Source organism: Labrys sp. (in: a-proteobacteria), assembly GCF_047605565.1.
In the GTDB taxonomy this organism is placed as follows: Bacteria; Pseudomonadota; Alphaproteobacteria; order Rhizobiales; family Labraceae; genus Labrys; species Labrys neptuniae.
Window position 1 is genome coordinate 28,105 of sequence record NZ_JASGFM010000019.1, and the last position, 25,209, is coordinate 53,313.

At 65.3% G+C, this 25,209-nt stretch carries 27 protein-coding genes and 1 pseudogene; 13 read left to right on the plus strand and 15 right to left on the minus strand.

What is annotated here, in order from left to right; all coding sequences use genetic code 11:
* Positions 1 to 89 precede the first annotated feature (89 nt).
* On the minus strand, positions 90 to 1,253 hold the full coding sequence (locus tag QM672_RS17660; protein WP_415084123.1) for an NAD(P)-binding domain-containing protein: 1,164 nt from the start codon (positions 1,251 to 1,253) through the stop codon (positions 90 to 92).
* A 127-nt stretch (positions 1,254 to 1,380) separates the two neighbouring features.
* Between QM672_RS17660 and QM672_RS17665 the strand changes: the two genes are divergently transcribed.
* Both QM672_RS17665 and QM672_RS17670 read left to right on the plus strand, forming a co-directional pair.
* Positions 1,381 to 2,049 (plus strand): helix-turn-helix transcriptional regulator, encoded by a 669-nt coding sequence (locus QM672_RS17665; protein ID WP_415084125.1) that lies wholly within the window; start codon positions 1,381 to 1,383, stop codon positions 2,047 to 2,049.
* A gap of 189 nt (positions 2,050 to 2,238) precedes the next feature.
* Positions 2,239 to 3,549: an MFS transporter gene (locus tag QM672_RS17670; protein ID WP_415084127.1), complete on the plus strand. Its 1,311-nt coding sequence runs from the start codon at positions 2,239 to 2,241 to the stop codon at positions 3,547 to 3,549.
* 82 nt (positions 3,550 to 3,631) lie between these two features.
* Here QM672_RS17670 and QM672_RS17675 read toward each other — a convergent pair whose 3' ends face one another.
* Positions 3,632 to 4,018: a c-type cytochrome gene (locus QM672_RS17675; protein ID WP_068289025.1), complete on the minus strand. Its 387-nt coding sequence runs from the start codon at positions 4,016 to 4,018 to the stop codon at positions 3,632 to 3,634.
* Positions 4,019 to 4,152: 134 nt separating this feature from the next.
* Here QM672_RS17675 and QM672_RS17680 point away from each other — a divergent pair, with 134 nt between their 5' ends.
* The 11 genes from QM672_RS17680 (at position 4,153) to QM672_RS17730 (ending at position 13,387) form a co-directional block, all read left to right on the plus strand.
* Positions 4,153 to 4,323: a hypothetical protein gene (locus QM672_RS17680; protein WP_415084129.1), complete on the plus strand. Its 171-nt coding sequence runs from the start codon at positions 4,153 to 4,155 to the stop codon at positions 4,321 to 4,323.
* Entirely contained in the window at positions 4,320 to 5,306 is a 987-nt protein-coding gene (locus QM672_RS17685; protein WP_311940492.1) for an ABC transporter substrate-binding protein, read from the plus strand. Before QM672_RS17680 ends, QM672_RS17685 begins: the two co-directional genes overlap by 4 nt.
* On the plus strand, positions 5,291 to 6,076 hold the full coding sequence (locus QM672_RS17690) for an ABC transporter permease (RefSeq protein WP_415084131.1): 786 nt from the start codon (positions 5,291 to 5,293) through the stop codon (positions 6,074 to 6,076). Before QM672_RS17685 ends, QM672_RS17690 begins: the two co-directional genes overlap by 16 nt.
* Complete coding sequence (locus QM672_RS17695; protein WP_311940496.1) at positions 6,045 to 6,776, plus strand: ABC transporter ATP-binding protein; 732 nt, start codon at positions 6,045 to 6,047, stop codon at positions 6,774 to 6,776. Before QM672_RS17690 ends, QM672_RS17695 begins: the two co-directional genes overlap by 32 nt.
* A 29-nt stretch (positions 6,777 to 6,805) precedes the next feature.
* The gene (locus QM672_RS17700) at positions 6,806 to 7,750 is read left to right on the plus strand and encodes a quinoprotein relay system zinc metallohydrolase 2 (protein WP_415084134.1); all 945 of its coding nucleotides are present in this window, start codon (positions 6,806 to 6,808) and stop codon (positions 7,748 to 7,750) included.
* A 352-nt stretch (positions 7,751 to 8,102) separates the two neighbouring features.
* Positions 8,103 to 9,905: a lanthanide-dependent methanol dehydrogenase XoxF5 gene (xoxF5, locus tag QM672_RS17705; RefSeq protein ID WP_311940499.1), complete on the plus strand. Its 1,803-nt coding sequence runs from the start codon at positions 8,103 to 8,105 to the stop codon at positions 9,903 to 9,905.
* 339 nt (positions 9,906 to 10,244) lie between these two features.
* Positions 10,245 to 10,724: a c-type cytochrome, methanol metabolism-related gene (locus QM672_RS17710; RefSeq protein ID WP_376717733.1), complete on the plus strand. Its 480-nt coding sequence runs from the start codon at positions 10,245 to 10,247 to the stop codon at positions 10,722 to 10,724.
* A 43-nt stretch (positions 10,725 to 10,767) separates the two neighbouring features.
* The gene (locus QM672_RS17715; RefSeq protein ID WP_415084226.1) at positions 10,768 to 11,583 is read left to right on the plus strand and encodes a substrate-binding domain-containing protein; all 816 of its coding nucleotides are present in this window, start codon (positions 10,768 to 10,770) and stop codon (positions 11,581 to 11,583) included.
* Positions 11,584 to 11,587: 4 nt separating this feature from the next.
* Positions 11,588 to 12,136, plus strand: coding sequence for a PQQ-dependent catabolism-associated CXXCW motif protein (locus QM672_RS17720; RefSeq protein WP_394313240.1), 549 nt, complete (start codon positions 11,588 to 11,590; stop codon positions 12,134 to 12,136).
* A 43-nt stretch (positions 12,137 to 12,179) separates the two neighbouring features.
* Positions 12,180 to 13,016 (plus strand): quinoprotein dehydrogenase-associated SoxYZ-like carrier, encoded by an 837-nt coding sequence (locus QM672_RS17725; RefSeq protein ID WP_311940503.1) that lies wholly within the window; start codon positions 12,180 to 12,182, stop codon positions 13,014 to 13,016.
* An 86-nt stretch (positions 13,017 to 13,102) separates the two neighbouring features.
* Positions 13,103 to 13,387 (plus strand): hypothetical protein, encoded by a 285-nt coding sequence (locus tag QM672_RS17730; RefSeq protein ID WP_311940504.1) that lies wholly within the window; start codon positions 13,103 to 13,105, stop codon positions 13,385 to 13,387.
* Positions 13,388 to 13,400: 13 nt separating this feature from the next.
* On the opposite strand, the gene QM672_RS17735 is transcribed toward QM672_RS17730, so the two are convergent.
* The 13 genes and pseudogenes from QM672_RS17735 to QM672_RS17795 form a co-directional block, all read right to left on the minus strand.
* Positions 13,401 to 13,760 carry a hypothetical protein gene (locus tag QM672_RS17735; RefSeq protein WP_394313236.1) on the minus strand — a complete coding sequence of 120 codons (360 nt, stop codon included), beginning with the start codon at positions 13,758 to 13,760 and terminating at the stop codon, positions 13,401 to 13,403.
* Positions 13,741 to 14,430 (minus strand): hypothetical protein, encoded by a 690-nt coding sequence (locus QM672_RS17740; protein WP_311940506.1) that lies wholly within the window; start codon positions 14,428 to 14,430, stop codon positions 13,741 to 13,743. Before QM672_RS17740 ends, QM672_RS17735 begins: the two co-directional genes overlap by 20 nt.
* Positions 14,427 to 15,557: a pyrroloquinoline quinone biosynthesis protein PqqE gene (pqqE, locus tag QM672_RS17745; RefSeq protein ID WP_415084138.1), complete on the minus strand. Its 1,131-nt coding sequence runs from the start codon at positions 15,555 to 15,557 to the stop codon at positions 14,427 to 14,429. The genes QM672_RS17740 and pqqE overlap by 4 nt, the downstream gene beginning before the upstream one ends.
* Positions 15,554 to 16,572, minus strand: a pseudogene (gene pqqC, locus QM672_RS17750) (pyrroloquinoline-quinone synthase PqqC). Before pqqC ends, pqqE begins: the two are co-directional and overlap by 4 nt.
* Positions 16,569 to 17,486 (minus strand): pyrroloquinoline quinone biosynthesis protein PqqB, encoded by a 918-nt coding sequence (pqqB, locus tag QM672_RS17755; protein ID WP_311940509.1) that lies wholly within the window; start codon positions 17,484 to 17,486, stop codon positions 16,569 to 16,571. Before pqqB ends, pqqC begins: the two are co-directional and overlap by 4 nt.
* 44 nt (positions 17,487 to 17,530) lie before the next feature.
* Entirely contained in the window at positions 17,531 to 17,623 is a 93-nt protein-coding gene (gene pqqA, locus QM672_RS17760) for a pyrroloquinoline quinone precursor peptide PqqA (RefSeq protein WP_068288997.1), read from the minus strand.
* A gap of 222 nt (positions 17,624 to 17,845) precedes the next feature.
* Positions 17,846 to 18,547, minus strand: a complete 702-nt coding sequence (locus QM672_RS17765; RefSeq protein WP_367624942.1) for a response regulator transcription factor — start codon at positions 18,545 to 18,547, stop codon at positions 17,846 to 17,848.
* Entirely contained in the window at positions 18,544 to 20,124 is a 1,581-nt protein-coding gene (locus QM672_RS17770) for a sensor histidine kinase (RefSeq protein WP_311940515.1), read from the minus strand. The genes QM672_RS17765 and QM672_RS17770 overlap by 4 nt, the downstream gene beginning before the upstream one ends.
* Before the next feature lie 205 nt (positions 20,125 to 20,329).
* Positions 20,330 to 20,536, minus strand: a complete 207-nt coding sequence (locus QM672_RS17775) for a hypothetical protein (RefSeq protein WP_311940517.1) — start codon at positions 20,534 to 20,536, stop codon at positions 20,330 to 20,332.
* Positions 20,537 to 20,657: 121 nt separating this feature from the next.
* Positions 20,658 to 21,464, minus strand: a complete 807-nt coding sequence (locus QM672_RS17780) for a formylmethanofuran dehydrogenase subunit C (protein WP_415084142.1) — start codon at positions 21,462 to 21,464, stop codon at positions 20,658 to 20,660.
* Positions 21,461 to 22,405 carry a formylmethanofuran--tetrahydromethanopterin N-formyltransferase gene (gene fhcD / locus QM672_RS17785; RefSeq protein ID WP_311940520.1) on the minus strand — a complete coding sequence of 315 codons (945 nt, stop codon included), beginning with the start codon at positions 22,403 to 22,405 and terminating at the stop codon, positions 21,461 to 21,463. Before fhcD ends, QM672_RS17780 begins: the two co-directional genes overlap by 4 nt.
* Positions 22,393 to 24,027: a formylmethanofuran dehydrogenase subunit A gene (locus tag QM672_RS17790; RefSeq protein WP_415084144.1), complete on the minus strand. Its 1,635-nt coding sequence runs from the start codon at positions 24,025 to 24,027 to the stop codon at positions 22,393 to 22,395. Before QM672_RS17790 ends, fhcD begins: the two co-directional genes overlap by 13 nt.
* Positions 24,021 to 25,049 (minus strand): formyltransferase, encoded by a 1,029-nt coding sequence (locus QM672_RS17795; RefSeq protein WP_415084146.1) that lies wholly within the window; start codon positions 25,047 to 25,049, stop codon positions 24,021 to 24,023. Before QM672_RS17795 ends, QM672_RS17790 begins: the two co-directional genes overlap by 7 nt.
* Between the last annotated feature and the right edge of the window lie 160 nt (positions 25,050 to 25,209).

Sequence of the window (25,209 nt, forward strand, 5' to 3'; positions counted from 1 at the left end):
CTACCCTCTCCCCGTAAACGGGGCGAGGGGGCGCGTACGTGGCGTTAGTTCGGCAGGTCCGTCATCTCGCCCGGCCCTTGAGTCGATACCTACAGGGTTACCCCACCGCCGATCCCCAGCGTCGCCGTCAGCTCACGGGCGGCCGCGGCGCCGGCGCGGTTGGCGCCGATGGTCGAGGCCGAGGGGCCGTAGCCGACCAGATGGATCCGCGGATCGCGGGCGACCTCGGTCGCCAGGCGGCCGGTCATCACGATGCCGCCATCGTCCTCGCGGATCTGCAGCGGCGCCAGGTGGTCGAGCGAGGAGCGAAAGCCGGTGCACCACAGGATGACGTCGACCTTTTCTTCGCTGCCGTCGGCCCAGCGCACGCCCTCGGGCGTGATCGTGCTGAACATCGGCCGGCGCGCCAGCACGCCCCGCTCGCGTGCGGCCCGCAGGGCCGGGGTGAGGGGCAGGCCGGTGACCGAGACGATCGAGCCGGGCACGAGGCCGCGCCGCACCCGGTCCTCGACGAGGGCAACGGCGGCCCGCCCGTCCTCGGGCGTGAATGGTCTGTCGCGGAACTCAGGCTCGCGGCGGGTTACCCAGATCGTCTGCGTCACGCGCGAGATCTCGTCGAGGATCTGCACGGCCGAGATGCCGCCGCCGACCACGAGGACGCGCTGGCCGGCGAACGCCTCGGCGTTCCGATAGTCGCGGGTGTGGAGTTGCCGGCCCCCGAAACTCTCCCGGCCGGGATAGTCGGGAACATAGGGCGTCTCCCAGGTGCCGGTCGCGTTGATGAGGCCGCGCGCCGAAAAGGTCTCCCTATCAGTCTCGACCCGGAAGCGCCCGCCGCGCTCGCACACCACCTTGACCGTCACCGGCCGATAGATCGGCAGCTCGAATTTGCGCTCATAGGCCTGGTAATAGCGCGGCACCGCCTCCGCCGCCGGCACCTCGGTGAGGCCGGGATCGATGACGTCGGCAAAGGCCATGCCGGGCAAATCGTGCACGCGGTTGACGGTGCTCAGCGTCAAGGACGGCCAGCGATATTGCCAGGCACCGCCGGGCGCGGGCGCCTTGTCGACCACCAGGAAACCGCGCCCCGCCGGCAGGCCGAGCTCGTGCAAATGATAGGCGCTCGACAGCCCGGCCTGGCCGGCGCCGATCACGACGATGTCCACCTTGTAGGCGAGGTGGACGTCCCGCGCGGTTGCCGGATCGGTGGGGGGCGGAGCGGTCTTCGCTCCCTCTTCATCATGCTCAGCCATGCTGCGAGAGTGGCGGCCGGGTTGCCGGAATTCAAGGGGGCGGCGACGGCGCCATCGCGCGATTGCATCACGCTGTCCGCAACCGTATAAAGCAAGTACATGCTTTGAATATAGACTGCAGAGGGTCATGTCGACGCCGGAGCTGGAAAATTCGAGCCTGCAGGGACGGTCCGGGCCCGATCGCCTGCTGTTCCTCCTGAAGACGAAGGGGCAGCAGACGGCGGCCGAGCTCGGCAAGGCGATCGGCACGACCGGCGAGAACGCCCGGCAGCAATTGATCAAGCTCGCCGCCGAAGGCCTGGTCGAGACCGAATCGGTGGCTCGGGGCGTCGGCCGGCCCTCGCAGTTCTGGCGGCTGACGGCGCAGGGGCATGGCCGCTTTCCCGACGCCCATGCCGAGCTGACCGTCGGCCTGCTGCGCAACATCCGTGACCTGCTCGGGCCCGAAGCGCTCGAGCGCCTGATCGCGGCGCGCGAGGAGGAGATGCGCGCGGCCTACCGCGCCGAGCTCGGCCGGGTGGAGGGAACCGAGGCCCGCATCGCCGCGCTTGCCGGGATTCGCACCCGCGAAGGCTATATGGCCGAGCAGCGCCCCGCCGAGGATGGCGAGGGCTGGCTCCTCATCGAGAACCACTGCCCGATCTGTGCGGCGGCCACGGCCTGCCAGGGCTTCTGCCGTTCGGAACTGGCGATTTTCCGCGAAATGCTCGGGCCACGTTGCTCGGTTGAGCGAACCGAGCATATTGTCCACGGCGCCCGGCGCTGCGCCTACCGCATCCGGGAAGAAGCGCCGTAGCGGGCGGGCGCCGGCGCATTTTGTGATTTGACGGAATCAGCGGGAACCGCAAGGTCGCGTCAGAACAAGGCGTTGGGGTGAGAGCGTTCCGTCGTGAACGCGCTTGCCGCCGGCGTCGGAAAGGCGGTGTGCCGGCTCGGCGAACGAGGCCGGTCGCAAGCATCCGCCAGCAAAGGGGAGGATTGCCCGATGAGCGCCATGGCGGAGCGGGACGGGCAGGCGATCGAGGCGTCGACGGTGCGTGCCGTATCCTGGCGCCTGCTGCCGTTCCTGATGCTGGCCTATCTCCTGGCCTATCTCGACCGCGTCAATCTCGGCTTTGCCGCCCTGACCATGAACGACGAGCTGAAATTCTCGCCCCTGGTGTTCAGCTGGGGCGCCGGCATCTTCTTCATCGGCTATTTTCTGTTCGAAGTGCCGAGCAACGTCATCCTGCACAAGGTCGGTGCCAGCCGCTGGATCGCCCGCATCATGGTGACCTGGGGCATCGTCTCGGCGCTGATGGCACTGGTCGCCGGTCCCGTCAGCTTCTATGTGCTGCGCTTCCTGCTCGGCGTGGCCGAGGCCGGCTTCTTTCCCGGCATCATCCTCTATCTGACCTACTGGTATCCGGCCAAATACCGCGCCCGCATCCTCGCCGCCTTTGCCGTGGCGGTGCCGGTATCGACCGTAATCGGCGCCCCGATTTCAGGCTATCTGCTTGGCCTGGACGGCGTCGGCGGTCTCAAGGGCTGGCAATGGCTGTTCATTCTGGAGGGCCTGCCGGCAGCCCTGCTCGGCATCGTGACCTGGTTCTATCTCACCGACCGTCCGGCGTCGGCGGCCTGGCTGAGCCCCGAGCAGAAGCGCTGGCTTTCCGATCGCCTGGCGCGCGAGGAGGGCGCGAGGAAGGCCGCACACCATATGAGCCTGCGTCAGGCGCTGGCCTCGCCCAGGGTCCTGGTGCTGAGCCTGGTCTATTTCGGCTTCGTCGGGGCGCTCTATGGCATGCAGTTCTGGCTGCCGCAGATCGTGAAGGCCTTCGGCCTCAGCAACATCCAGACCGGCTTCGTCACCGCGATACCCTATGTGTTCGGCTCGGTCGCCATGGTGCTGTGGGCGCAGCATTCGGACCGCACCCGCGAAAGGGTCTGGCATGTCGCGCTGCCGTTGTTCCTGATCGCGCTATCCCTGGCCGCGGCCAGCGCGTTGAGCGATCCCGTGCTGACGATGATCGCCCTGACGGTGGCGGCCATCGGCGTGTTCTGCACCTTCTCGCTGTTCTGGACCCTGCCGACCGCCTTCCTGAGCGGCGCATCGGCGGCGGGCGGCATCGCCCTGATCAATTCGATCGGCAATCTCGCCGGCTTCGGCGGACCCTATCTGATCGGCTGGTTCAAGGACCAGACGGGAGGCACCGCCATGGGGCTTCTGGCCCTGTCGCTGCTGCCGCTGGTCTCGGCCCTGCTGGTCCTGGGCCTGGGGCATGATTCCAAGACGGAATTCGCTGCTGCCGAATGACGGCTGCGCGACCGGCGGGCGGGGCTGGACCCCATCCGCCTGTCGCGTTTTCAGTCTAGGTGTGCAGTGGTTGCCGCTCCCCTCAAGGTGCCTTCTTGCCGCTGGCGTCGAACTGCTTGAGATAGGCGATGACATTGGCGATGTCGTCGGGCTTCGACAGGCCGACAAAGGCCATCTTGTTGCCGGGCACCTTCTGTTTTGGGCTCTTAAGATATTCTGAGAGAGTGTCCTCTGCCCAGGTCAGGCCGGCACTCTTCATTGCTGGTGAATAGGTATAAGTTTCTACCGATCCGGATTTACGGCCGATTATTCCATTCAACTCAGGGCCTACGGCATTCTTGGCTGTCTCTCCAACCTGGTGGCAAACTTTACACTTGATGAATACTTTTTCGCCGAGCGCTGCATCTTGTGCGAGTGCAGCGCTCGATATCAGGATAGAGGCAAGAATTCCGACGGCGACCTGTCGCATTTTCTCTCCCTTTCGGCCATTCATCCGAAGTCATCGAAGATTAAGCTTAATTTCTGCTTATTTTGTTCTTCACATGTCGTGTTGTGTTGTGAATCAGTCTAGGCGCAACGTAAAGTGACTGGACAGCATGAAGAATGATGATCACACTCCTTGTCAAGAATAGATATTATCTGCACAAGGAGGATGCGTGCTTGATGTCCGGCGATTTCGGCTCGCTCCCGGTTCGGCAGCGGCAGCCTTTTCAGAAACAATTTGATGGGGTTGGTCGCGTCGTGGCGGGTTTCGACGGCGGTTTGCCGCAATGATGAAACGGCGACAATTTCTCGCGCTTGCGGGCGCCGGTCTGGGGGGAGGACTTCTTGGCTCTGCCGGAACGGCCTGGGCGCAACTGCCGCCGTTGCGCGTGGGTGTTCTATCCTTCGGTACGGTCGAGTGGGAGCTCGCTGCCATCCGGGCACTCGGCCTGGACGAGGCGGCGGGCTTGAGGATCGATCCCTTGAAGCTCGCCTCCAACGATGCGGCGCGCATCGCCTTTCTCGGGGATGCCGTCGACAGCATCGTCTCGGATCTGCTCTGGGCGGCGCGCATGCGCGGCGAGGGACGTGACATCGTGTTCCTGCCCTTCTCGGCCTCGGAGGGGGCGGTGATGCGGGCGCCGGGATCGACGATCGCCACGGTCGCCGACCTTGCCGGCAAGCGCATCGGCGTGGCCGGCGGGGCGCTCGACAAGAGCTGGATCCTGCTGCAGGCCTATGCCCGGCACCAGGCCGGCATCGACCTGGCCAAGGTGGCCGAGCCGGTGTTCGGGGCGCCTCCCTTGCTGAGCATGAAGCTGGAACAGGGCGAACTCGATGCGGCACTGCTCTATTGGAATTTCTGCGCGCGTCTCGAAGCCAAGGGCTTCAAGCGCCTGATCGGCGCCGACGAGGTCGCGCGCTCCTTCGGCGTCGAGGGGCCGATCTCCTTCATCGGCTATGTCTTCAAACGGGGCGACGAGCAACATGACAAGCGCATCGCCGCCTTTGCCGCCGCCTCCAGGCAGGCCAAGCAGGCCCTGGCGAGCCAGGAGGCGATCTGGGCGCAGCTCCGACCCCTGATGCAGGCCGATGACGAGGCGACCTATAACGTGCTCAGGCGTACCTTCCTTGCCGGCATTCCCAACCGGGCGATCGCCGATGAACGGGCCGATGCTGCCAAGCTCTACGCCAAGCTGGCCGAACTCGGCGGCGAGAAGCTGGTCGGCAAGACCGCCACCCTTCCGGAGGGGCTCTATTGGGCCGGACACTGACAGATTGGAGCAGTGGACGCCTAGCCGGCCTCACGGCCCGGTTGGTCTCGCTGCTTGCCCTGCTGGCGATCTGGGAGGTCGCGGCCAGGCTGGCCAACGGCCCGCTGCTGCCCTCGCCCGCGGCGGTGCTCGCCTTCATCGTCGCGGAGACCCGGCGCGGCGACATGGTCGCCAATATCGGCATCACGCTGTGGCGGGTTGCCGGCGCCTTCGGCGTGGCGATGCTGATCGGCAGCGTCATCGGCATCGTCCTCGGCCGCTGGCACCGGGCCAACGCAGCCTTCGATGTCTGGCTCCTGGTGCTGCTCAACATGCCGGCCCTGGTGATCGCCGTGCTGTGCTACATCTGGCTCGGCCTGACGGAAGCTGCGGCAGTGACGGCGGTCGCCCTCAACAAGGTCCCCAATGTCATCGTGGTGCTGCGTGAGGGCACGCGGGCCCTCGATCGCGATCTCGAGGAGATGGCCCATGTCTATCGCTTTCCGGCCGGAACCTGGCTGCGCCATGTCCTGATGCCGCAGCTGGCGCCCTACATCGCTGCGGCCGCGCGTTCGGGCCTGGCCCTGGTCTGGAAGATCGTGCTGGTGGTCGAATTGCTCGGCCGCTCGTCGGGGGTCGGCTACGCGATTTCACTTTATTTCCAGCTTTCGGATGTCACGGCGGTGCTGGGTTATGCTCTCGCTTTCACCTGCGTCATGCTCGCTATCGAATTCCTCCTGCTGCAGCCCCTTGAGAAGCATGCCCGACGCTGGCGCCCCGCTCTTGCTTGACCTCAGCATCGCCAGCAAGATCTATCGCGATGATCGCGGCAGGGCCGTGGAAGCCGTCAGGGGGCTCGACCTTTCGCTGGCCGTGGGCGAATTCACCTGCCTGATCGGGCCTTCAGGCTGCGGCAAGACCACGGCCCTGAAGATCCTGCTCGGGCTCGATCGTGATTTCGAGGGCAGGGTGGAGCCCGACATCACGGCGCTGACGGTCGGGGTGACCTTCCAGGAGCCGCGCTTGCTGCCTTGGCGGACGGTGGAACAGAATGTCCGCATCGCCTTGCCGCCGTCGCAGCGCCGGCGTGACCTCGACGCTCTGTTCGGGCGGCTCGGCCTCTCCGAGTGGCGCGCACATTATCCGCATGCGCTGTCGCTCGGCCTGCAGCGGCGCGTCGCGCTGGCTCGCGCCCTGGCGCTGGAGCCGCAATTGCTGGTGCTGGACGAGCCCTTCGTATCGCTCGACGACAAGGCCGCGCTGGAATTGCGCGCCTGCCTGCTGGCAGAAGTCGCCGACCATCGCATCACGGTTCTGATGGTAACCCACAATGTGCGCGAGGCGATCGGCCTGGCCGATCGGCTGCTGTTTCTGAGCCCCCGTCCCACCCGCATCCTCCATGAGGTCGCGATCGTGGAAGCGCGCCAGGACCGGCATTCGACCTGGATCGAAACGCGGCACCGGGAATTTGCCGAGCGCTTCGGCTTGTAAGGCCGGTGGCCGAGGAAGGAGCTTGCAGGATGCAACGGCTCGTGATGCTGGCCCGGCTTTGGATGACGGCCTGCCTTGTCCTGCTTCCCGGCTTCGCTTCGGCTGAGACGCTACCGACGCCCTTGCCGATGACGGAAATAGCCGAGGGCGTCTTCGTTTTTGCCGCCCCGCATGAACTGGCCGCGCCGGGCAATGCCGATGCTATCGGCAATGCCGGCTTCGTCATTGGCAATGAGGCGGTCGCGGTCATCGATACGGGTGGTTCGCGGCAGGCCGGTCTTGCCCTGTTGGCGGCCATCCGCGCCCGTACCGACAAGCCGATTCGCTATGTCATCGACACCCATGTCCATCCCGACCATCTGCTCGGCAATGCCGCCTTCCGCCTGCCGGGCGTGACGATCGTCGGCCATGCCAACCTGCCCGAGGCCCTGTCCGCGCGTGCCGGGACCTATCTGTCGGCGACGCGCCGGCTGATCGGGGAGGCTGCCTTCGCCGGCACCGAGGCGATCGCTCCCACCTTGCTCGTCAAGGACCGGCTCGATCTCGATCTCGGCGGCCGCCGCCTCCTGCTGGAGGCCTGGCCGACGGCCCATACCAACACCGATCTCACCGTGCTGGACGAGAAGACGAACACCTGGTTCCTGGGAGACCTGCTCTTTGCCGGCCACGTCCCGGCGCTTGACGGCAGCCTCATGGGCTGGATTGCCGTGATCGACACCCTGCGCTCGCGTCCGGCCGCCCGTGTCGTGCCGGGCCATGGTCCGGCCGCGATGCCCTGGCCGGCGGCGGCCGATCCGATGCGGCGCTATCTCACGCGCCTGCGCGACGACGTGCGCGCGATGATCGCCGAAGGACGGACATTGCGTGAGGCGGCGGAACGGGCCGGGCAATCCGAGCGCGACAACTGGCAGCTGTTTGACGAGTTCAATCCACGCAATGCCACAAGTGCCTTTCACGAACTCGAATGGGAATAGCCAGTACCCAGCCGAAGAACCGTATAGTACCGCCGTGGTTTTGCGGTGCACTCAATAAATGATGCGACGCACCATAATAAGGTAAAAATAAATCTAGTGTCATGTCAGTCAAATCTTGCATGAACTGAACACGTTGCATAAGGTAACGCATCTTCGACTTCCAACGGCACCGTGATGGGGATCGCAGTGTCGATTCGAAAGCCAGCGGCTTATGCCTATGGCTACGAGGCGGATCCGCCGGCTGTGACACGCTGTCGAAGAGACGAGGTATCCCCAAGGCTAGAAGAACGACATCAAGTTCGGCATGTGGTCCGGCGGGACGGCATGCGTGTGGCCACTCGGAGGAAGCCCAATGAAAATATTGATAGCGTGGCTGGGCGTGGTCTGCTCGCTGTTATTCGGCGCGCAGGCCTACGCCAATGACGAAGTACAAAAGCTGACGCAGGACCCCAATCAGTGGGTGCTGCAGACCGGCGATTATGCGAATACTCGATATTCGAAACTTGACCAGATTACTGCGGAAAACGTCAAGAAGCTCCAGGTTTCCTGGACATTCTCGACAGGCGTCCTGCGCGGCCATGAAGGCTCCCCGCTGGTCGTCGGCGACATCATGTATGTCCATACGCCGTTTCCCAACACGGTCTATGCCCTCGATCTCAACAATGAAGGCAAGATCATCTGGCGTTACGATCCCAAGCAGGATCCGAACGTCATTCCCGTGATGTGCTGCGACACGGTCAATCGCGGCCTGGCCTATGCAGACGGCAAGGTGTTCCTGCACCAGGCCGACACCACCGTCGTGGCGCTCGACGCCAAGACCGGCAAGGTGGTCTGGTCCGTCGTTAACGGCGACCCGAAAAAGGGCGAGACCAACACCGCGACCGTCATGCCCGTCAAGGACAAGGTCCTTGTCGGCATTTCCGGTGGTGAATTCGGCGTGCGCTGCCATGTCACCGCCTATGACCTGAAGACCGGCAAGCAAGCCTGGCGCGCCTATTCCATGGGCCCGGACGAGGAAATGCTGGTCGATCCGGAAAAGACCACCGAACTCGGCAAGCCGATCGGCAAGGATTCCAGCATCAAGACCTGGCAAGGCGACCAATGGAAGACCGGCGGTGGCTGCACCTGGGGCTGGTATTCCTATGATCCCAAGCTGAACCTGGTCTATTACGGTTCCGGCAACCCCTCGACCTGGAACCCCAAGCAGCGCCCGGGCGACAACAAGTGGTCGATGACCATCTTCGCCCGCGATGCCGACACCGGTATGGCCAAGTGGGTCTATCAGATGACCCCCCATGACGAATGGGACTATGACGGCGTCAACGAAGTCCCGCTGGTCGATCTCAAGATCGACGGCAAGGAGCACAAGGCCCTGGTCCATCTGGACCGCAACGGCTTCGGCTACACCCTCGACCGCGAGACGGGCGAGCTCCTGGTTGCCGAGAAGTATGACCCGGTCGTGAACTGGGCCACCAAGGTCGACATGGACAAGAACAGCAAGACCTATGGTCGTCCGCTGGTCGTGGCCAAATATTCGACCGAGCAGAATGGCGAAGACGTCAACACCAAGGGCGTATGCCCCGCGGCTCTCGGCTCCAAGGACCAGCAGCCGATGGCCTATTCGCCCAAGACCGGCCTGTTCTACGTGCCGACCAACCATGTCTGCATGGACTACGAGCCGTTCAAGGTGAGCTACACCCCGGGCCAGCCCTATGTCGGCGCTACCTTGTCGATGTATCCGGCCCCCAACAGCCATGGCGGCATGGGCAACTTCATTGCCTGGGATGCTGCCAAGGGCAAGATCGTCTGGTCGCTGCCCGAGCAGTTCTCGGTGTGGTCCGGACCGCTCGCGACCGCCGGTGGCGTCGTGTTCTACGGCACGCTGGAAGGCTATCTGAAGGCGATCGACGCCAAGACGGGTAAGGAACTCTACAAGTTCAAGACCCCCTCCGGCATCATCGGCAACGTGATGACCTACACCCACAAGGGCAAGCAATATATCGCCGTGCTCTCGGGTGTCGGTGGCTGGGCCGGCATCGGCCTGGCGGCAGGCCTGACCGATCCGAATGCGGGTCTGGGTGCCGTTGGCGGCTATGCAGCCCTCAACAACTACACGGCGCTCGGCGGACAGCTGACGGTGTTCGCGCTGCCATGAGCACGTGATGCAGCAGCCAGGGCAAGGCGCGTTCCGCCGTGAATGCGCGTTTGCCCTGGCATGCTGTCTCAGGTGTCTTTGCGCCCCTTGTCGATATCGGCAAATTGCAAACACTTTGGCCGATCATCCCGTCGGGGCTGGGGAGACGTCGTCTTTCCCAGCCCCCTCGCCAGACAAAAACGAAGACTTCCGGCTTTCGGTGCCCTTCGGCCCGCGAAATGGTGGTCTGTGCCCTGAGTGGGAGACAAACGATTGCTTGTTCAAGCCAATCCAACGAAATCACGAGCCGGGAACCGCCCCGCCCCCCTGCATCGCAACGCGCTCTTCGGCCTGACGGCGTTGGCGCTGGGCCTCTTCGCAGCGACCTCGGCCTTCGCCGACCCGGCCAAGCCGGCCAGCAGTGAAGACGGCAAGTATAGCGATGCCGAGGGTGCACCGACCTATAACATCACTGCAGATGGCAATGTGGATTGGTATACCTTCTCCGGCTATCGGCGCTACCATTCCGAATGCACGGTCTGCCACGGCCCCGACGGGGCAGGCTCGACCTATGCGCCGGCGCTCACCGATTCCCTGAAGAAGATGAATTATGAGCAGTTCACCACTGTCGTGGTCCAGGGTCGCAAGGATGTGAGCACGTCGAGCCAGAAGGTGATGCCGACTTTTGGCACGAACCGGAACGTGATGTGCTATCTTGATGACATCTATGTTTATCTGCGGGCGCGCAGCGATGGTGCCCTCGCACGTGTCCGTCCCGAAAAACACGACCCCAAGCCGCAGAGTGCCAAGGATGCCGAAACGGCCTGCATGGCAAACTGAGTCCAGCCTGCTTCTTGTTCCCGGCCTTGTCCTGGCCGGGATGGTGCTCGGTTTGAATCCCGCCAATGCCCAGCAGGTGCCGGAACTCGTCGACAAGGCCAATCTGCGCGTCTGCTCGGACCCTGCCAACATGCCGTTCTCGAACCGCCGCCAGGAAGGGTTCGAGAACCGCATCGCCGAGATCGTCGCCAAGGAGTTGCAGCGGCCGGTGCGCTATTACTGGCTGCAGCAAGGCATGGGCTTCGTGCGCAACACGCTGGGCACCGGCCTGTGCGACGTGATCATCGGGGCCGCCTCGGGCTCCGATCTCACCCAGCACACCAATCCCTACTATGCGTCGACCTATGTCCTCGTGGTCAAGGCGGACGGGCCGCTGGCCGGCGTCACCAAGCTGGAGGATCCCGCCCTCAAGGGCCGTCGATTCGGCATCATCGCCGGCACCCCGCCGGGCGACCACCTGCAGCGTCTTGGCTTGATCGCCAACGCCAGGAGCTATGGGCTGACGCTGGATCAGCAGGACAATGCGGCGGGCAAGGAAGCCATCGACGATCTCGTCGCCGGAAACACCGACGGTGCGCTGCTTTGGGGGCCGATCGCCGGCTATTACGCCGGCAAGGCGGCCAAGCCTCTCAAGGTCATTCCGCTCGTACAGGAAAGCGAGCGCCCGCTCCTGGCCTATCGCATCACCTTCGGCATCCGGGCCAACGAGACGCAATGGAAGCACACGCTCAACGCTGCCATCCGCAAGCATAGCAAGGAGATCGCGCAGGTGCTGTCCGACTATGGGGTGCCGCAGGTTTCCGTCGACAGTCTGCCGGCCGAGCGGCCCAATCTCGCCGCGGGCCAGGTGCAGGAATAAGGCGATGATCAGGCCGATCGCGCGCAGTGCTGTCTTTCTGGTCCTGGCCCTTGCGACACTGCCCGCCCATGCCGGTTCCCCGCCCGAGCCGAGCGGCTATCGTCTCGACGACTACAGGGCACCGACACCGGCGACGCTCGCCGGAGCCACGGTCCTGGATACGGCGCGGGCCGAGGCACTCTGGAAGCAGCGAGGGGCCATCTTCGTCGATGTCCTGCCGCATCCCCCGAAGCCTGCCGAGCTTCCTGCCGGTACGCTATGGCGCGATCCGCCGCATGAAACCATTGTCGGCGCGGTATGGCTGCCGGAAGTCGGGCGCGGTGCGCTGGCGGCGGCGACGGAGGATTATTTCAAGCGTAGCCTCGCCGAGTTGACCCATGGCCGCCGTGAGGAGGCGCTGGTGTTCTTCTGCAAGAAGGACTGCTGGATGTCGTGGAACGCCGCCAAGCGGGCGCTCGGCTATGGCTATGGCCGGGTCTATTGGTATGCCGACGGCGTCGATGGCTGGAAGGGCGCAGGCCTGGCCCTGGAGACGGTCAAGCCGCGGCCGTGAACGGCTGTCTTCGTGCCGCCGGCATCAGAAAGGGAGATGGACGATGACCTTTCTTGAAAAACGGGCAGGATCGTGCCCTTCGCGCCGCCGCTTCCTGGGTGGGACGGGGCTGGTCGCGCTCATGCTCCTCGCCATCCCGGGCTGGGCCGAGGCCGGTGACACACCGAGCGAGGCGAGCTGGGAGTCGATCCGCCCGGATCTCTTCGGCGAAAAGACCATCGATGCCGAGCCGGTCTTGCGATTGAGTGCGCCGGTCAGGGCCGAGGATGCGGCGCTGGTGCCGATCGAAGTGCATGTCGACCTGCCGGCGGATGACAGCCGCACGATCAGGGCGATCACCCTGGTGGTGGACGAGAATCCCTCGCCGCTGGTCGCTGCCTTCAAACTCGGCGAGGGGCGCAGGCAGTTCAGCCTGTCGACGCGCATCCGCGTCAACTCCTATTCCTATGTCCGGGCGGTCGGTGAGACCAGCGACGGCAGGCTGCACATGACCAAGGCTTTCGTGAAAGCGGCCGGCGGCTGCTCGGCTCCGGCCGGCAAGGATCCTGTGGAGGCCAAGGCCAATCTGGGCAAGATGCGCTTTCGCGACTTCTCCGGGACGGGCAGCAAGGAAGCCCAGATTCAGATCCGCCACCCCAATTATTCCGGCATGCAGATGGATCAGGTGACGCGGCTCTACACGCCGGCCTGGTTCGTGCAGACCCTGGCGGTCACCCAGGGGCAGAGACCGATCTTCTCCATGGAGGGCGGCATCTCGCTCAGCGAGGATCCGACCTTCCGCTTCAGCTATGACAAGGACGGCCAGCCGATCTCCGTCGATGCCAAGGACACGGAAGGGAACGAGTTCAAGCGCGCCTTTCCCGCGGATGGAGGCAGTTGAGGAACTCTTTGACGTGCCTCCTCGGATCGATCACATAGCGTGTCGTGCGCAACATTGCCGCTGAAACACCGCGATGTGATCAGGCCATGACCGAAAGCCCGGAAACGCAGGATACCGTCGAAATCGGTCTCGATGCCAACGAGGCCGTCGTCCTGTTCGAACTGCTGTCGCGCTGGTGCGATCCAAAAACAGATGCCACGCCGGCAGGCACCTGTTTCCAGAGTACAGCCGAATGTGCCGTCCTTCTCGGGCTTCTCGGCCATCTCGAAAAGCAATTGGCTACGCCCTTCAAGCCCGATTACAGGGAGATCGTCGCGCAGGCCCGGCAGCGTCTGGAACCGCTGTGGGATGGCGCGACCCTGAACGGCTGAGTGCCTGGAAATCCTATTTGAAGCAGCGGATCTCGGCTTCGGCCTGGGTGCGCCGGAGATTGGCGACGACATCGTCGAACTGCTTGGTGCTGCGGAAGATGGCGGACTGCTGGCCGACACCCTGGCGCATGGACAGGATGGTTTCGGCCCTCTCATAGCCGTCATAGGGCAGGATGGAGGCAATCACGTCGATCGAGCAGGCGCACCGTTCCATGGCTTCCCGCGTCTCGCCATTGGCGGCCATGCAACCGATCACATAGTCGACTCGCGCCTTGGTCGGATAGTCGTTCTCGACCTCAGCGGCGAACGCGGGAGCGGCCGTGGCTGCCAGCATCAGCAATGCCAGAAGCGTGTCAGTCAGGCTTGGCCTCATAGGAAATTCCTTCGTCGAGCAGCGGGCTGTTCTTTCCTGGCGCCGAGACTTCGATGCGGGCGATCTCGCCGGGCAGGTCCCTGGCCACCAGGAATTCGTAGCGCAGCGTGTCCAACCCGTTGAGCCGGGCCTTGTTCGGGTCGTCGCTGAAGGGCTGGATCGAGACGCGCCAGCCGGGAAGGGAGCGGCCCTCGAAGGGGATTTCAGCCGGCTTCACCTCGGCCTTGTCGCGCAGGGCCGTACGGATGGCCGTTTTGAAATAGCGCGGATTGGCCTGGTAGGCCTCGGCGAGCACGCCGATATGATGCTCGAGGAAGAGGCTCAGCACCGGATTGCCGCTCATGTTCTCGAACGGCCCGGCGGCGCGTCGGTGCGCACCGCTGAAGAGCTGGACCTGCACCGTGCGGGTCTGCTCCGTCTCGCCCTTGTCGAGGGTGAGGCGGATGGTGTCGTCGAAGGAGGCACCGTAGAGTTTGTCGTCGGCGCTCTTGCGGTGGTAGGCGTAGGTGAGCACCTGGTTGACGGCGGTCTTGTCGAGCTGGGGTTCTTCGAACAGTAGGGTGGCGGCGTCCGGCGTCGCCGCGGCCGCATGGGCAGCACCGGCGAGGACCAGGAGGGCCGGGGCGGACAGCCATGCTCTTCCCGGCTTGCGACGTGCACGATCATTCATGCCGGCTGTCCTTCCATCGGTCGGGGAGCGGCCGTCATGACGCGGTAGTCATAGGCCGGCGGTGAGGAAACGGCCGATTCGCTGGCGGCCAGGGCCTGCATGCGGTCGTGCCAGGGCGATTTGTGGCAGGCTGGATCGGTCACGCCGGCATCGCCGGTCAGGGCCAGGGCCTGGCAGCGGCAGCCGCCCCAGTCGCGTTCCCGGCGCTCGCAGCTGCGGCAGGGATCCGGCATCCAGTCGGTGCCACGATAGGCATTGAAGGCCGGCGAGTTCAGCCACGCCTCTGCCAGCGTATGCTCACGCACCGACCAGAATTCGAGGTGGGGGATGGTTTCGGCAGCATGGCAGGGCAGGATCTTGCCCGATGGCGTGACGTTGAAGGTCCGCCGCGCCCAGCCGCCGTTGCAGGGCTTGGGATAGGCTGAATAATAGTCGGGCACGACGAGGTCGATGACGATGCGGCCTTTCAGCCTTTCGCGTGCCTCCTCCACCAAAGCGATCGAGGCATCGGCCTCGGCGCGCGTCGGCATCAAGGCGGCGCGGTTGCGCTGCGCCCAGCCGTAATACTGGGTGTGGGCGATTTCGACGCGCTTGGCCTGCATCTCGACGGCAAGATCGATGATGTCGCCAACCTCGCCGATATTGGCGCGATGGATCACGGCATTCACCGTCAGCGGCAGGCCGAGCGCCACCACATGTCGGGCGAAGTCGCGCTTCCTGGCATGGGCTCCGGCCAGGCCGCCGATATGTTCCGCCGTTTGCGCGGTTGCAGCCTGGATCGACAGCTGCACATGGTCGAGACCGGCCTCGGCGAGGGCCTCGAGCCGGGCATCGGCCGCGCCGACACCGGCCGTGATCAAATTGGTGTAGAGGCCGAGTTCGGCACAATGGGCGGTCAGCTCGACGATGTCGGGCCGGGCCGTCGGCTCGCCGCCGGACAGATGCACATGCAGGACGCCGAGGGCGGCGGCCTCCGAGAACACGCGCTTCCAGGTCGCTGTGTCCATTTCCTGCGCGCGGTGGTCGAGTTCGAGCGGGTTGGAGCAATAGGGGCAGCGCAACGGGCAGCGATGGGTGAGCTCGGCCAGCAGGCCGATCGGATTGGGGATGCGGGCGTGGTTCGTCATCGCTCGATCACCCGCTTGGTGAGGAGATCGTCGAGCATGGCGATGACATCGCCCTCGATCACCTCGCGCTTTTCGCCATAGCGTTCGGCGAGCAGATCGCAGATCGCGCCGACGCTGCGTTGGCCGTCGACCAGTTCCACCACGCTGGCGGCCACCGCATCGAGGCCGAAGGCACGCTCGGGCGCCAGCAGCATGTGCTTGTTGCGGACGCTGTCGAAGCGGAGCCTGACCCCGCGCGGCAGGCTGGGGACGTCCTCGGCGGAGAGCGTGCTCATGATGCCAGCTCCATGCCTGGAATCCAGGCGCCGGGCGGCGGCAGGCCGGGTGTCACATAGGCGTGATGCAGGCCGTCGAGCTGCGCCCACAGCACGTCACATTTGAAGGCGAGGGCGGCGAGGACGGATTGCTGCAGGGCGATGCTGGTGGCGTGGCGCTTGACATAATCGAGCGCGAAATCGGCATCGCGGGGGGCCTGCGACAGGCGCTTGTCGAAATAGGCGAGGGCCTGAGGGGAGATGAAATCATAGCTCGCCAGCATGCCGGCAAGGCGTTCGGAAATGATGGTGGGCGCGAACAGCTCGGTGAGGGAGGAGGCGATCGCCTCCAGGAGCGAGCGGTCGCGCACGAAATCGACATAGGCTTGCACGGCATAGCGGGTCACCGGCAGCAGGCCGCGGGTGGAGACGACGTAATCGCGCGGGAAATCCAGGCTGTCGGTCAGCTTGAGCCAACGCTCCAGCCCGCCATCGCCATCACCGGTGCCGTCATGATCGACGATGCGCTGGCGCCAGATCCGCCGCAGCCCCGGGTCCTGCATGCGGGCGAGGATAGTGGCGTCCTTCACCGGGATCATGGCCTGGTAGAAATAACGGTTGAGGGCCCAGGCCCTGACCTGGTCGCGGCTCAGCCGGCCGCCATGCAAGGCGGCATGGAAGGGATGGAGATTGTGGTAGCGCCGATGGCCGATATCGCGCAAGGCAGCTTCCAGCGCGGCGGGGGAAAGGAGCGTTGTCATAGCGAAAATACCATGCCGTCATGGGCGACCTGCCAACCCGCCGTCTCGACCGCCTGCCTTTGAGGCGAATCCTCCACCAGGACCGGATTGGTATTGTTGAGATGGATGAAGACCCGCTGTTCCACGGGCAGGCCGGCGAGGGCGGCCATCGATCCGTCGGGGCCGGCAATCGGCATATGACCCATGCGCCGCCCCGTCTTGGTGCCCAAGCCGTGCCGGATCATCTCGTCGTCCTCCCACAGCGTACCGTCGAACAACAACAGATCGGCACCGGCAATGGTTTCGCGCAGCCAGGGCGGCACGTCGGCGCAGCCCGGAATATAGGCGATCCGCCTGCCGCCGCCGGCCAGGATCACGCCCACCGTCGCTTCGCTCTCCTCGCCCAGACGCATCGGTTCGTTCTCGCGCCAGAGCGGCAGTTTTCCCGGAACCGGTACCAGGGTCACGGTCAGGCCCGGCAGGGCCTCAAAGCTCTGGCCCGGCCTTACCGCCTTTCGGTCGACGAGGTCGCGCGCCAGCACGTCGAAGATCCGGTTGCCGGCGAGGCTATCCAGCGTCTCGGCCGTGCCATAGAGCGTGAAAGCCTGGCGCTCGCGCAGGCCCAGCAGGCCGGCAACATGGTCGACATCACCGTTGGTCAAAAGCACCGCAGCAATCGGCGAGTGGCGCGCGGACCCCTTGTGATGCGATGGATCCCCGGGCTGGAGCGCAGGCACAGCCTGGAGTTGCTGGCGGATGTCAGGCGAGGCATTGAGCAAGAGCCAATCCTCCCCGTTTACCGAAACCGCGATACTCGACTGGGTGCGCGGCCGGACCCTAGGATCCCCGGCCCACGCCAGACGGCAGACCGGGCAAGCACAGTTCCATTGCGGAACCCCACCCCCGGCCGCCGCCCCGAGAACGATGGTATGCAAGCTTGCCTGCACGACCCCGATTCCGTTGCTGTCGCCGGTTCAACTTAGAATTCCGGCGGCAGGTCCTCATCGGACATATAGCCCGTCACTTCCATTCCAACGCAGAACTCGATGATTTCAGGTTTGGTCCAGCGCATTTCAATTCCTCCGTTGCTTGGTTTGTGAGCTTTTTCATAAGGAATTTATAAGTATTAATCTTGGATGATACCAAGATCATTACCAACAACACTATCCACGTCTTCCATCAATACCGCAAGTGAAAACGATTGGGTTTTGTGACGCACCGTTTTTGAGGCACAAGGAATCATGGGGACCCGCCGGTGCGGATCCACCGCGTGCAACATCGTGGCAGCCGCTGCTCAGCGTCCGGACCGATTGCCTGCCATGTCGAGCATGAAGCCGCGGCCGCGAACCGTACCGATCAGCGGTCCGCCGACGCGGGTGATGTCGGCGAATTTGGTTCTGAGATAGCCGACATAGACATCGACGACATTGAGCGAGACGCCCCCCTGCGTGGCCCAGAGGCGGTCGAAGATCTCGCCGCGCGAGACGGGATGGTTGGCGCTCTGCATCAGCAGGGCGAGCAATTCAGCCTCCCGCTGCGTCAGGCGCACATGCACGGTGCCGTAATGGGCCTGGCGCGTCTCGTGATCGAGCACGAGGCGCCCGACGATCAGGCGCTCATGTTCATCCGAGGTGCCGGACCGATGCAGGAGGTGGGTGCGAAGCCGCGCCACCAATTCATCGAACTGAAAAGGCTTGACGATGTAGTCGTCCGCGCCGGCGGTGAGGCCGTCGACCCGATCCTGCACTTCGTCCTTGGCGCTGACGAACAGGATCGGTCCCGTATAGCCGGTCTCGCGCAAGGCCCGGCAGACATCGAGCCCCGAACCGTCGGGCAGGATCATGTCCAGCACCACCGCGCAGGGGTTGATGTCCCGGGCAGTGTCGAGGGCCTGGTCCGCCCGTTCCACCGTGGTGACGTCGAATCCCTCGACCTTGAGGCCCCTGCTGAGCATCGAGCCAATGTCGGCATCATCTTCGACGAGCAATACATTCATGATGCAAATCCTGTGTGCGTATTCCCTTCGGCAGCTCGAGGCAGCGTGATCGCCACCCGCGTACCGCGCTCGGTGTTTGGATCCGATGCTATAACGATGCTGCCGTGATGTCGCGCGATAACCCACTGGGCCAAGGCCAGGCCGATGCCGAAGCCTGAAGAGGCAGCGCCGTTGCGGCTGACGAAACGCTCGAACACCTGCTCCCGTGCCTCGGCGGGAATGCCGCAGCCATTGTCGCTGACGAAGATGCCGGCGGCGTCCGGGCTATCTTCCAGGCGCACCTCGATGCGTGTGGCGCCCTTGGCATGGCGGATGGCATTGTCGATCAGCCCCTCGATCACCTGGCGGATCCAATCGCCGTCGGCGACGATGTCGCCGGGCGATTCGGGCAGGACGAGCGCAATTTCGAGCTGGTGGCGCCTGGCCACAGGCGCGTAGCTCTCCACGGTGTCCGCCAGCAGGCGCGCCAGGTCGATGCGGCGGAAATCGAGGGTGATCTCGCCGCTTTCCGAGCGCGCGACGCGCAGCATGTCCTCGACGCGCCGATGCAGGCGGAAGGCGCGCTGACGGATGGTGGTGAAAGTGGTGCGGGTTTCCTCGGGGCTGATCGAGGGCGCTCGCAGGGCGATGTCGCATTCGCCCAGCACCACGGTGAGCGGGGTGCGCAGCTCATGGCTGACATCGGCAAAGAAGCGCCGGCGCGAACGGTCGATGCCGGCCAGCCTCTCATTGGCGGTGGTGAGATCGGCCGTGCGCTCGGCCACGATGCGTTCGAGTGCCGCCCTGTCCAGCGACAATTTATGTTCGCGTCTGGCCAGCGAGGCCGCCATGCGGTTGAAGCGCGCCACCAGCAGGCCGAGTTCGTCGCGCGCCCCGACGGCGAGCCTGGTATCGAGCTTGCCGCGACCGATGGCGATGGCGGCGTCGTCGATGGCGCTGATTCGGCGCAGCAGCGGCCGGATGATGCGCTGGTGCAGCAGGATCGCGATCAGAATGGCCAGGATCGCCGCGGCGATGGCCGCGATGGTCAGGCGCTGGGAAGTGCGGGCGATGTCCTCGCGCGCCAGCTTGACGGCCTGCCGCTCGGCCTCGACCAAGGCGGACAAGCGCGGACCAGCGCTGAGGCCGAAGCCGTTGAGGGCACCGCGGATGGTATCGCCGCGGGCCGCACTATCCGATTGCTCGAGCCCGGCGGTGATGGACGCGTCCAGGCCGGCGATATCCGCGCGCAGCAGTGCCAGCATGCGCTCCGGCGTCTCGACGCGGCCGGGGATGGTTTCGCCCTGCCAGGGGTCGGCGCCGGCCGCCGTCAGCACGGTGTCGATCTGGTTCTTCAGGGCAGTCAGGCGCAGGCGGCTGGAGGCTGCGGTCTGGGCGCTGTCGATGGCGGCAAAGGCGTAGTCGGTCAGACGTCCGGAGGCTTCGGCCAGCAGGTCGAGCCGGCGCTGCGACACGGTGAGACGCTCGACCGCGAAATCGGAAGTCCGCACCGCGAACAGCAGGCCGGCCGCCGCCAGCAGGGTCAGCATGGCGGCGCCGGCGATCAGAAAGGAGAGAGAGCCTCGAATCGATCCCATGCCGCCACGAACCACAATTGTTCCGACCATTGTAGTCGGTAGACGATGCACACTTGCCCAGCTGAGGCGCCGACGCAAGGCTGCGGCACCTTGGGCAAAGCGCGTTTTGGACGGAAACGCTTATTTGCTCCGGCTTCCTGCCAGCGCGTCCCCGTTGTTCCTGCCGGATGTCGCAAATCGCAAAACGCTGTTGGGAGTGCCGTTTTCAGATGTCGGTGGGCAGGTCCCGCTTGGTGACGCAGCGCCAGTTGCGTATTTTCCATTGCCGGTGCGTGGATTGCCACTGGGCGATGGTTTCCTGTGCATGCAGCAAGCAGGCCATGCTGTCCCGCGTATCCATAGACCAGCTGATACGCTCCTCGCGGCAGGAGTCGGGCGCGCTCATCAGGCAGACGGTCAGGAGAATCCACATGGGGTGCCTCTTGCTGCAGCAAGCGATATTAGCCTGTTCCGGTTTGCAGCTCCAATCAAGCTGCACTTGTGAGCTACCTCCCAGGCGGTAGCCGCGCACCCTCGGAATGCTGCCTGCCCGTTCATGCCGCGGGCATCAGGATCTCGCCCTTGCCGAGCGTGGCTAGGTCGCCGGCCAGGCGCTCGGCCTGCTGGGGGATGAGCTCGGCCGATTGGGGGCGGATGCGTGCTACGGCGCGGCGCAGCAATTCGCCAACCACGAGGCGATGCGGGCCGGTTGCTACGAAGCTCGGCAGCAGGGCGCCATGCGAGGTAGCGATGATGGTGCCTCGTCGCATGCCATAGCCGGGATTGTCACCGACTTCCGGGGCTATGATGGTGCCGGCTATCAGGCCCGAGCCCGCATAGTCGCCCGCTCGCCCGCCGACGAGGATCAGCCCTCGCCGCATGCGTTCGCCCAACCTGTCGCCCGCATCGCCCTCGATGACGAGGGTCGCGCCGTCGAGGCCATGCATTGCGCCGTGGATGGCGCCGCCCGCCCGTTCGTCCGCGTGGCCGGCGATACGGACGAGCCCACCCCTTGCCGCACTGGCCGCAAACGGACCGGCATTCCCGGTGACCTCGATCGTGCCGCCGCGCATCGCCTGGCCCAGCCGCTGGCCGACGTCGCCGTCCACCACGAGGCGGCCGGATTCCAGCCCAGCGCCCGCGAGGTCGAACCGAGGCGAGCCGCCCTCGAAGCGGATCTCCTCGCGTTTGCCGTCCTCGACCGTGAAGATATCGGCCACGACGACACCGAAGCGCGAAGTGCCGATCGGGAGTCTTTCGATGTCCGAAAGCGACAAAGCACCGATGCGATGCGGCACCAGGCCCGAAAGGTCGAGGCGTTCGGGCGGGGCTTCGCGCAGGCGAAAAGTGAGGGCGCTCATGCCAGCAACTCGCGCAGATGAAAGTGATATTTGCCGAGCTTGCCGCCGTAATTGCCGGCGGTGACACGCAGGAGACCGTGCCGCGGTCCCGCTTCGACGGCCGCGTGGAGACCCTGTCTCATCGAGGCGCGCACGGCCTCGGCCGAAAATCCGTCGATGACGATCTCGAGCACCGCTCCGACCTCGGGCGCCAGGGCCGACCGGGCCCGGCCCTTCAATGTCGGGCAGTAGGAATCGTTGGTCGAGGCGATCATGCCCTTGGTGCGCCCGCCGACCTTGGAACCGGAGCGCACGATACCGCCCGGAAAAGGCAGGATCGCATCGGGCACGGCTGCTGCGGCGCGGGCCGCGGCTTCGGCCACCGCCAGGGTGCCGGCCTGGTCGCGGCCTAGAAACAGGAGATTGCCGCCACCGACGGCACCCTCGACCAGGCCGGTATCGTGCTCGCAGACGAACTCGCCATCCATCACCGGCACGCGCCAATAGCGATGGCCCCCGATTCGCTTGGCCGTTTCATAGCCGTCGCCGAAATAGCGGATATTGGCGCCTAGCTTGAGGCGCCGCTTGCCGTCGGAACCGGCATAGCAGGCCGAGCCGGGACTGGTCAGCACACACTGGCCGACACGACGCGCCAGCTGCTTGCCGAGTCCGTCGGCATCGAAGCCGAACAGGAGGACGCGCAGGCCCGGCCTGCCGTCCGGCGTCTCCTCCGGCGAGAGGCTGCGGTCGATGCCGGCCTCGACGCCGCAGCCGATCACCGACGTGGCAAAGCCCGTCAGGCTCGCGGCCGCGATCTCGGCCCAGTGCGGGGTATCGGCCGTCAGCACGATCGCGGTCGCGGCCATGCCGAAGGCCTCGGCGAAAGTATCGTCGATGGCGATGCCGTTGAGCATCAGGTCGGAGCTGGGCGTCAGATCAGAGTTGGGCGTCAGATCAGACATGGCTCGACCTCGAAAACATCTCTTTCGCCAAAGGCCTCCTGGGGCACGGCAAAGCTCTCCAGGCCGGCACCGAAGCGGTCCTCGAGATACCGGTCGGCATGGCGCGTCATGGCCGGATCGAAGCCCGGCGCCAGGGTCAGGGTGCGGCCGGCTCGCCATCCCAGCGGCTCGCCCTGGCGCAGCACGACCGCTCCGTCCTTCAGGACCAGCTCGGCCGAGGCGAACATGGCGGTGCGGTCGGCATCCTCGCGGTAGATGGCCACGTCTGCGCGGGCGCCCGGCTTGAGATGGCCGCGATCGGCCAGTCCCAGCAGGCGTGCCGGCGCGGCGCGGGTCATGATCGCGATTTCTGCCAGGGTATATTCACGCTCGATCGCGGCAAGACCGCTGCGCTCGCGCACGATGTCCGGCAGGCTCGCCAAAGTGCGATCCCGTTCCGCCTTGTCCATGAGCAGATGGATCAGGCGGGGATAGGCGGTGAACGGACCGCCATTGGGATGGTCGGTCGTCAGCAGCACCCGCCAGGGGTCCGGCGAAAGCAGGAAGAGTTCGAGGCCGATGGCAAATTGCAGCGCGTTGATGCCGGAGTTGCGTCTGTAGCGATAGGGCACGATGCCGCCACCCTCGGCATCGCCGTCGACCAGGATCCACTTGCGTGGCCGGCCGGCCTTGCGGCTGGAGAATTGCCGGAGAATGTCGAGGGAGATCGTGCAGGTCTGGCCGAACACCACCTGGCCGACATCGATGGTTGCGTTGGGGTTCGCCGCCAGGGCCGCGCAGACCTCGGCGGCGGCCGAGACGATCCCGCCGCTCTCGTGCCGGCCATAGCTGTAGAACTGGGCATGGGCGAAATGGACGGGGCGTCCCTCCGCTGCCTTGATGGTCGCGATCAGCGTATCGACGGCACCGGGCAGGCCGAGATTGTTGCAATGGACATGGAGGGGATGCGGCACGCCGATGGCCGTGGTCGCATCGAGCAGGGCCGTGAGGATCTGGCGCGAGGTCAGGCCATAGCTCGGCACCTCGTCGTCGAGCCCGAAGGTGCGGACATTCTGCTTGAACGCCGCTGCCCCGCCGGCATTGATGACCTTCACCCCGAGCCCGCGCGAGGTCGCCAGCGTCAAGGCCGTGAGGTCGCGCACCGCCTGGGCGCCTTCCTTGCGCCGGAGCAGGGAGAGCAGCTGGTCGTCATTGCCGAGCACGCTGAGCGCGCCGCGATCGATCAGGGGAATGTCGTCGAGCTCGAGATGGGTCGCCAGGGCGGCGCTCGGCGCCAGCGCCGGCTCGATCACCGTGGTATAGCCCATGCGCGTGTAGAGGCGACCGGTCTCGAAACCCGACCAGCGCGCGGTCGAGAAGGGCAGGGCCGGGTCGCCGGCGGTTTCGCTGACATGGAGTTCGGGCAGCAGCAGGCGCGCCAGGGTCACGTTGCCGCCGGCAATATGGGAATGGACGTCGATACCGCCGGCCATCACCACGCAGCCGCGCGCGTCGATCACCGTGTCTGCGACGGCCTGCACCGGCTTTTCGACGATGCGCTCGTCCTGGATCCACAGATCCGCCTTGCCGTCCCGACCGGAGACGGGATCGATGATGCGGCCGCCCGCGATGCGCGTCAGCATGATCCCGGTCCCTTCTCGCCGATTGCGGTGTGAATGGCGTCGAGGATCTCGGCGGCATCGGTGTTTCGAGGAGAAGGGCCGCTCCCGATGGTTGTGAGCGTGCCGCGACGTTCGTCGAAGCAGACGGCCGTACCGGACTCGCCCGGAACGGCGACCTCGATCACGATGCCGGCCTGCGCCTCGTCGGGGCGCCCGGCGAGCACGATGGCGGGAATGCCGGCCGGCGGCGTCTCGCCATGGGCCTGGGCACAGAGCCACAGCGCCGCATCGGCTTCCCCGCTGGCCACCAGGCGGCGAGCGTCGAAGCGCCAGGGATCGTGCTCGGGATAGCCGCGTCCCAGCCCGACACGCGGCGCATCGCCGGTCGTCCAGCTGCCGACCGCCAGGGCCAACCGCGCCGCGGCGGGCACGCCGAGCGGCAGGCTGGAGAAGCGGGTCTCGTCATTGAGGTCCTTGACCAGACCCTGCAGCATGCCGACGGCCGGTTCGCCCAATTCCTGGGGATCGTAGACCGCGACCCCGAAATGGGCGGCCTTGATCTTGCCGGCAAGGCCGTTGAGTTCTGCCGTTTCCGGGCTTGGCGCCAGTCGGCCGGCCGCGAGGGCGCGCAGCAGCGCAAGCTGCCCGGCGAGGGCGTCAGGGGCCGCTTCCAGCCGGAGGACGTCGCGTTCGGCTACGCCGGCCAGGGGAGCGGGGGCCGCCACGAGCTCGGCAAACAAGGGGTTGGTGGCGACCCGGCGCCCGACCACCAGCAGCCGGTCGGCGCGGGCACGCGCCTCGGCCCAGGTGGTGGTCATCGCGCCACGGGCGGCAAGGGCGCCGAGATCGGCATAGAGCGCATCCGAGCCCTCGCAGTCGATCGCAGCGCCGATATGGAAGGCAAGCCGGTAGGCTGCGCGCACCGCCGCCACATCGCCGGACAGCCCGCCGACGATGGGCAGGCGCGCCCCGCCCAGCATGCGCGCCGCAGCGGCGATGGCCTCGTGCTGATCAACCGGTTGGCCTTCGATCCAGGCGCGCATCCGTGTGCCGTCTCCTGCCTTTCATTTTCGCTATAGCTAACAACCACCTCAGCGTTCGGCCAAGTACCTCGATGCTCTCTGGCAAATTTATAAGAATAATATGGATTATTTCTAAGAAATCGCTGCGTTGCCAACGATGTTTATTTGTTATGATATTTTC

Coding starts and splice junctions, on each gene's coding strand:
- QM672_RS17660 (WP_415084123.1), bottom strand. CDS start 1,253: ATGGCTGAGCATGATGAAGAGGGAGCGAAGACCGCTCCGCCCCCCACC.
- QM672_RS17665 (WP_415084125.1), top strand. CDS start 1,381: ATGTCGACGCCGGAGCTGGAAAATTCGAGCCTGCAGGGACGGTCCGGG.
- QM672_RS17670 (WP_415084127.1), top strand. CDS start 2,239: ATGAGCGCCATGGCGGAGCGGGACGGGCAGGCGATCGAGGCGTCGACG.
- QM672_RS17675 (WP_068289025.1), bottom strand. CDS start 4,018: ATGCGACAGGTCGCCGTCGGAATTCTTGCCTCTATCCTGATATCGAGC.
- QM672_RS17680 (WP_415084129.1), top strand. CDS start 4,153: ATGATGATCACACTCCTTGTCAAGAATAGATATTATCTGCACAAGGAG.
- QM672_RS17685 (WP_311940492.1), top strand. CDS start 4,320: ATGATGAAACGGCGACAATTTCTCGCGCTTGCGGGCGCCGGTCTGGGG.
- QM672_RS17695 (WP_311940496.1), top strand. CDS start 6,045: ATGCCCGACGCTGGCGCCCCGCTCTTGCTTGACCTCAGCATCGCCAGC.
- QM672_RS17700 (WP_415084134.1), top strand. CDS start 6,806: ATGCAACGGCTCGTGATGCTGGCCCGGCTTTGGATGACGGCCTGCCTT.
- xoxF5 (WP_311940499.1), top strand. CDS start 8,103: ATGAAAATATTGATAGCGTGGCTGGGCGTGGTCTGCTCGCTGTTATTC.
- QM672_RS17720 (WP_394313240.1), top strand. CDS start 11,588: ATGATCAGGCCGATCGCGCGCAGTGCTGTCTTTCTGGTCCTGGCCCTT.
- QM672_RS17725 (WP_311940503.1), top strand. CDS start 12,180: ATGACCTTTCTTGAAAAACGGGCAGGATCGTGCCCTTCGCGCCGCCGC.
- QM672_RS17730 (WP_311940504.1), top strand. CDS start 13,103: ATGACCGAAAGCCCGGAAACGCAGGATACCGTCGAAATCGGTCTCGAT.
- QM672_RS17735 (WP_394313236.1), bottom strand. CDS start 13,760: ATGAGGCCAAGCCTGACTGACACGCTTCTGGCATTGCTGATGCTGGCA.
- QM672_RS17740 (WP_311940506.1), bottom strand. CDS start 14,430: ATGAATGATCGTGCACGTCGCAAGCCGGGAAGAGCATGGCTGTCCGCC.
- pqqE (WP_415084138.1), bottom strand. CDS start 15,557: ATGACGAACCACGCCCGCATCCCCAATCCGATCGGCCTGCTGGCCGAG.
- pqqA (WP_068288997.1), bottom strand. CDS start 17,623: ATGCGCTGGACCAAACCTGAAATCATCGAGTTCTGCGTTGGAATGGAA.
- QM672_RS17765 (WP_367624942.1), bottom strand. CDS start 18,547: ATGAATGTATTGCTCGTCGAAGATGATGCCGACATTGGCTCGATGCTC.
- QM672_RS17770 (WP_311940515.1), bottom strand. CDS start 20,124: ATGGGATCGATTCGAGGCTCTCTCTCCTTTCTGATCGCCGGCGCCGCC.
- QM672_RS17775 (WP_311940517.1), bottom strand. CDS start 20,536: ATGTGGATTCTCCTGACCGTCTGCCTGATGAGCGCGCCCGACTCCTGC.
- QM672_RS17780 (WP_415084142.1), bottom strand. CDS start 21,464: ATGAGCGCCCTCACTTTTCGCCTGCGCGAAGCCCCGCCCGAACGCCTC.
- fhcD (WP_311940520.1), bottom strand. CDS start 22,405: ATGTCTGATCTGACGCCCAACTCTGATCTGACGCCCAGCTCCGACCTG.
- QM672_RS17790 (WP_415084144.1), bottom strand. CDS start 24,027: ATGCTGACGCGCATCGCGGGCGGCCGCATCATCGATCCCGTCTCCGGT.
- QM672_RS17795 (WP_415084146.1), bottom strand. CDS start 25,049: ATGCGCGCCTGGATCGAAGGCCAACCGGTTGATCAGCACGAGGCCATC.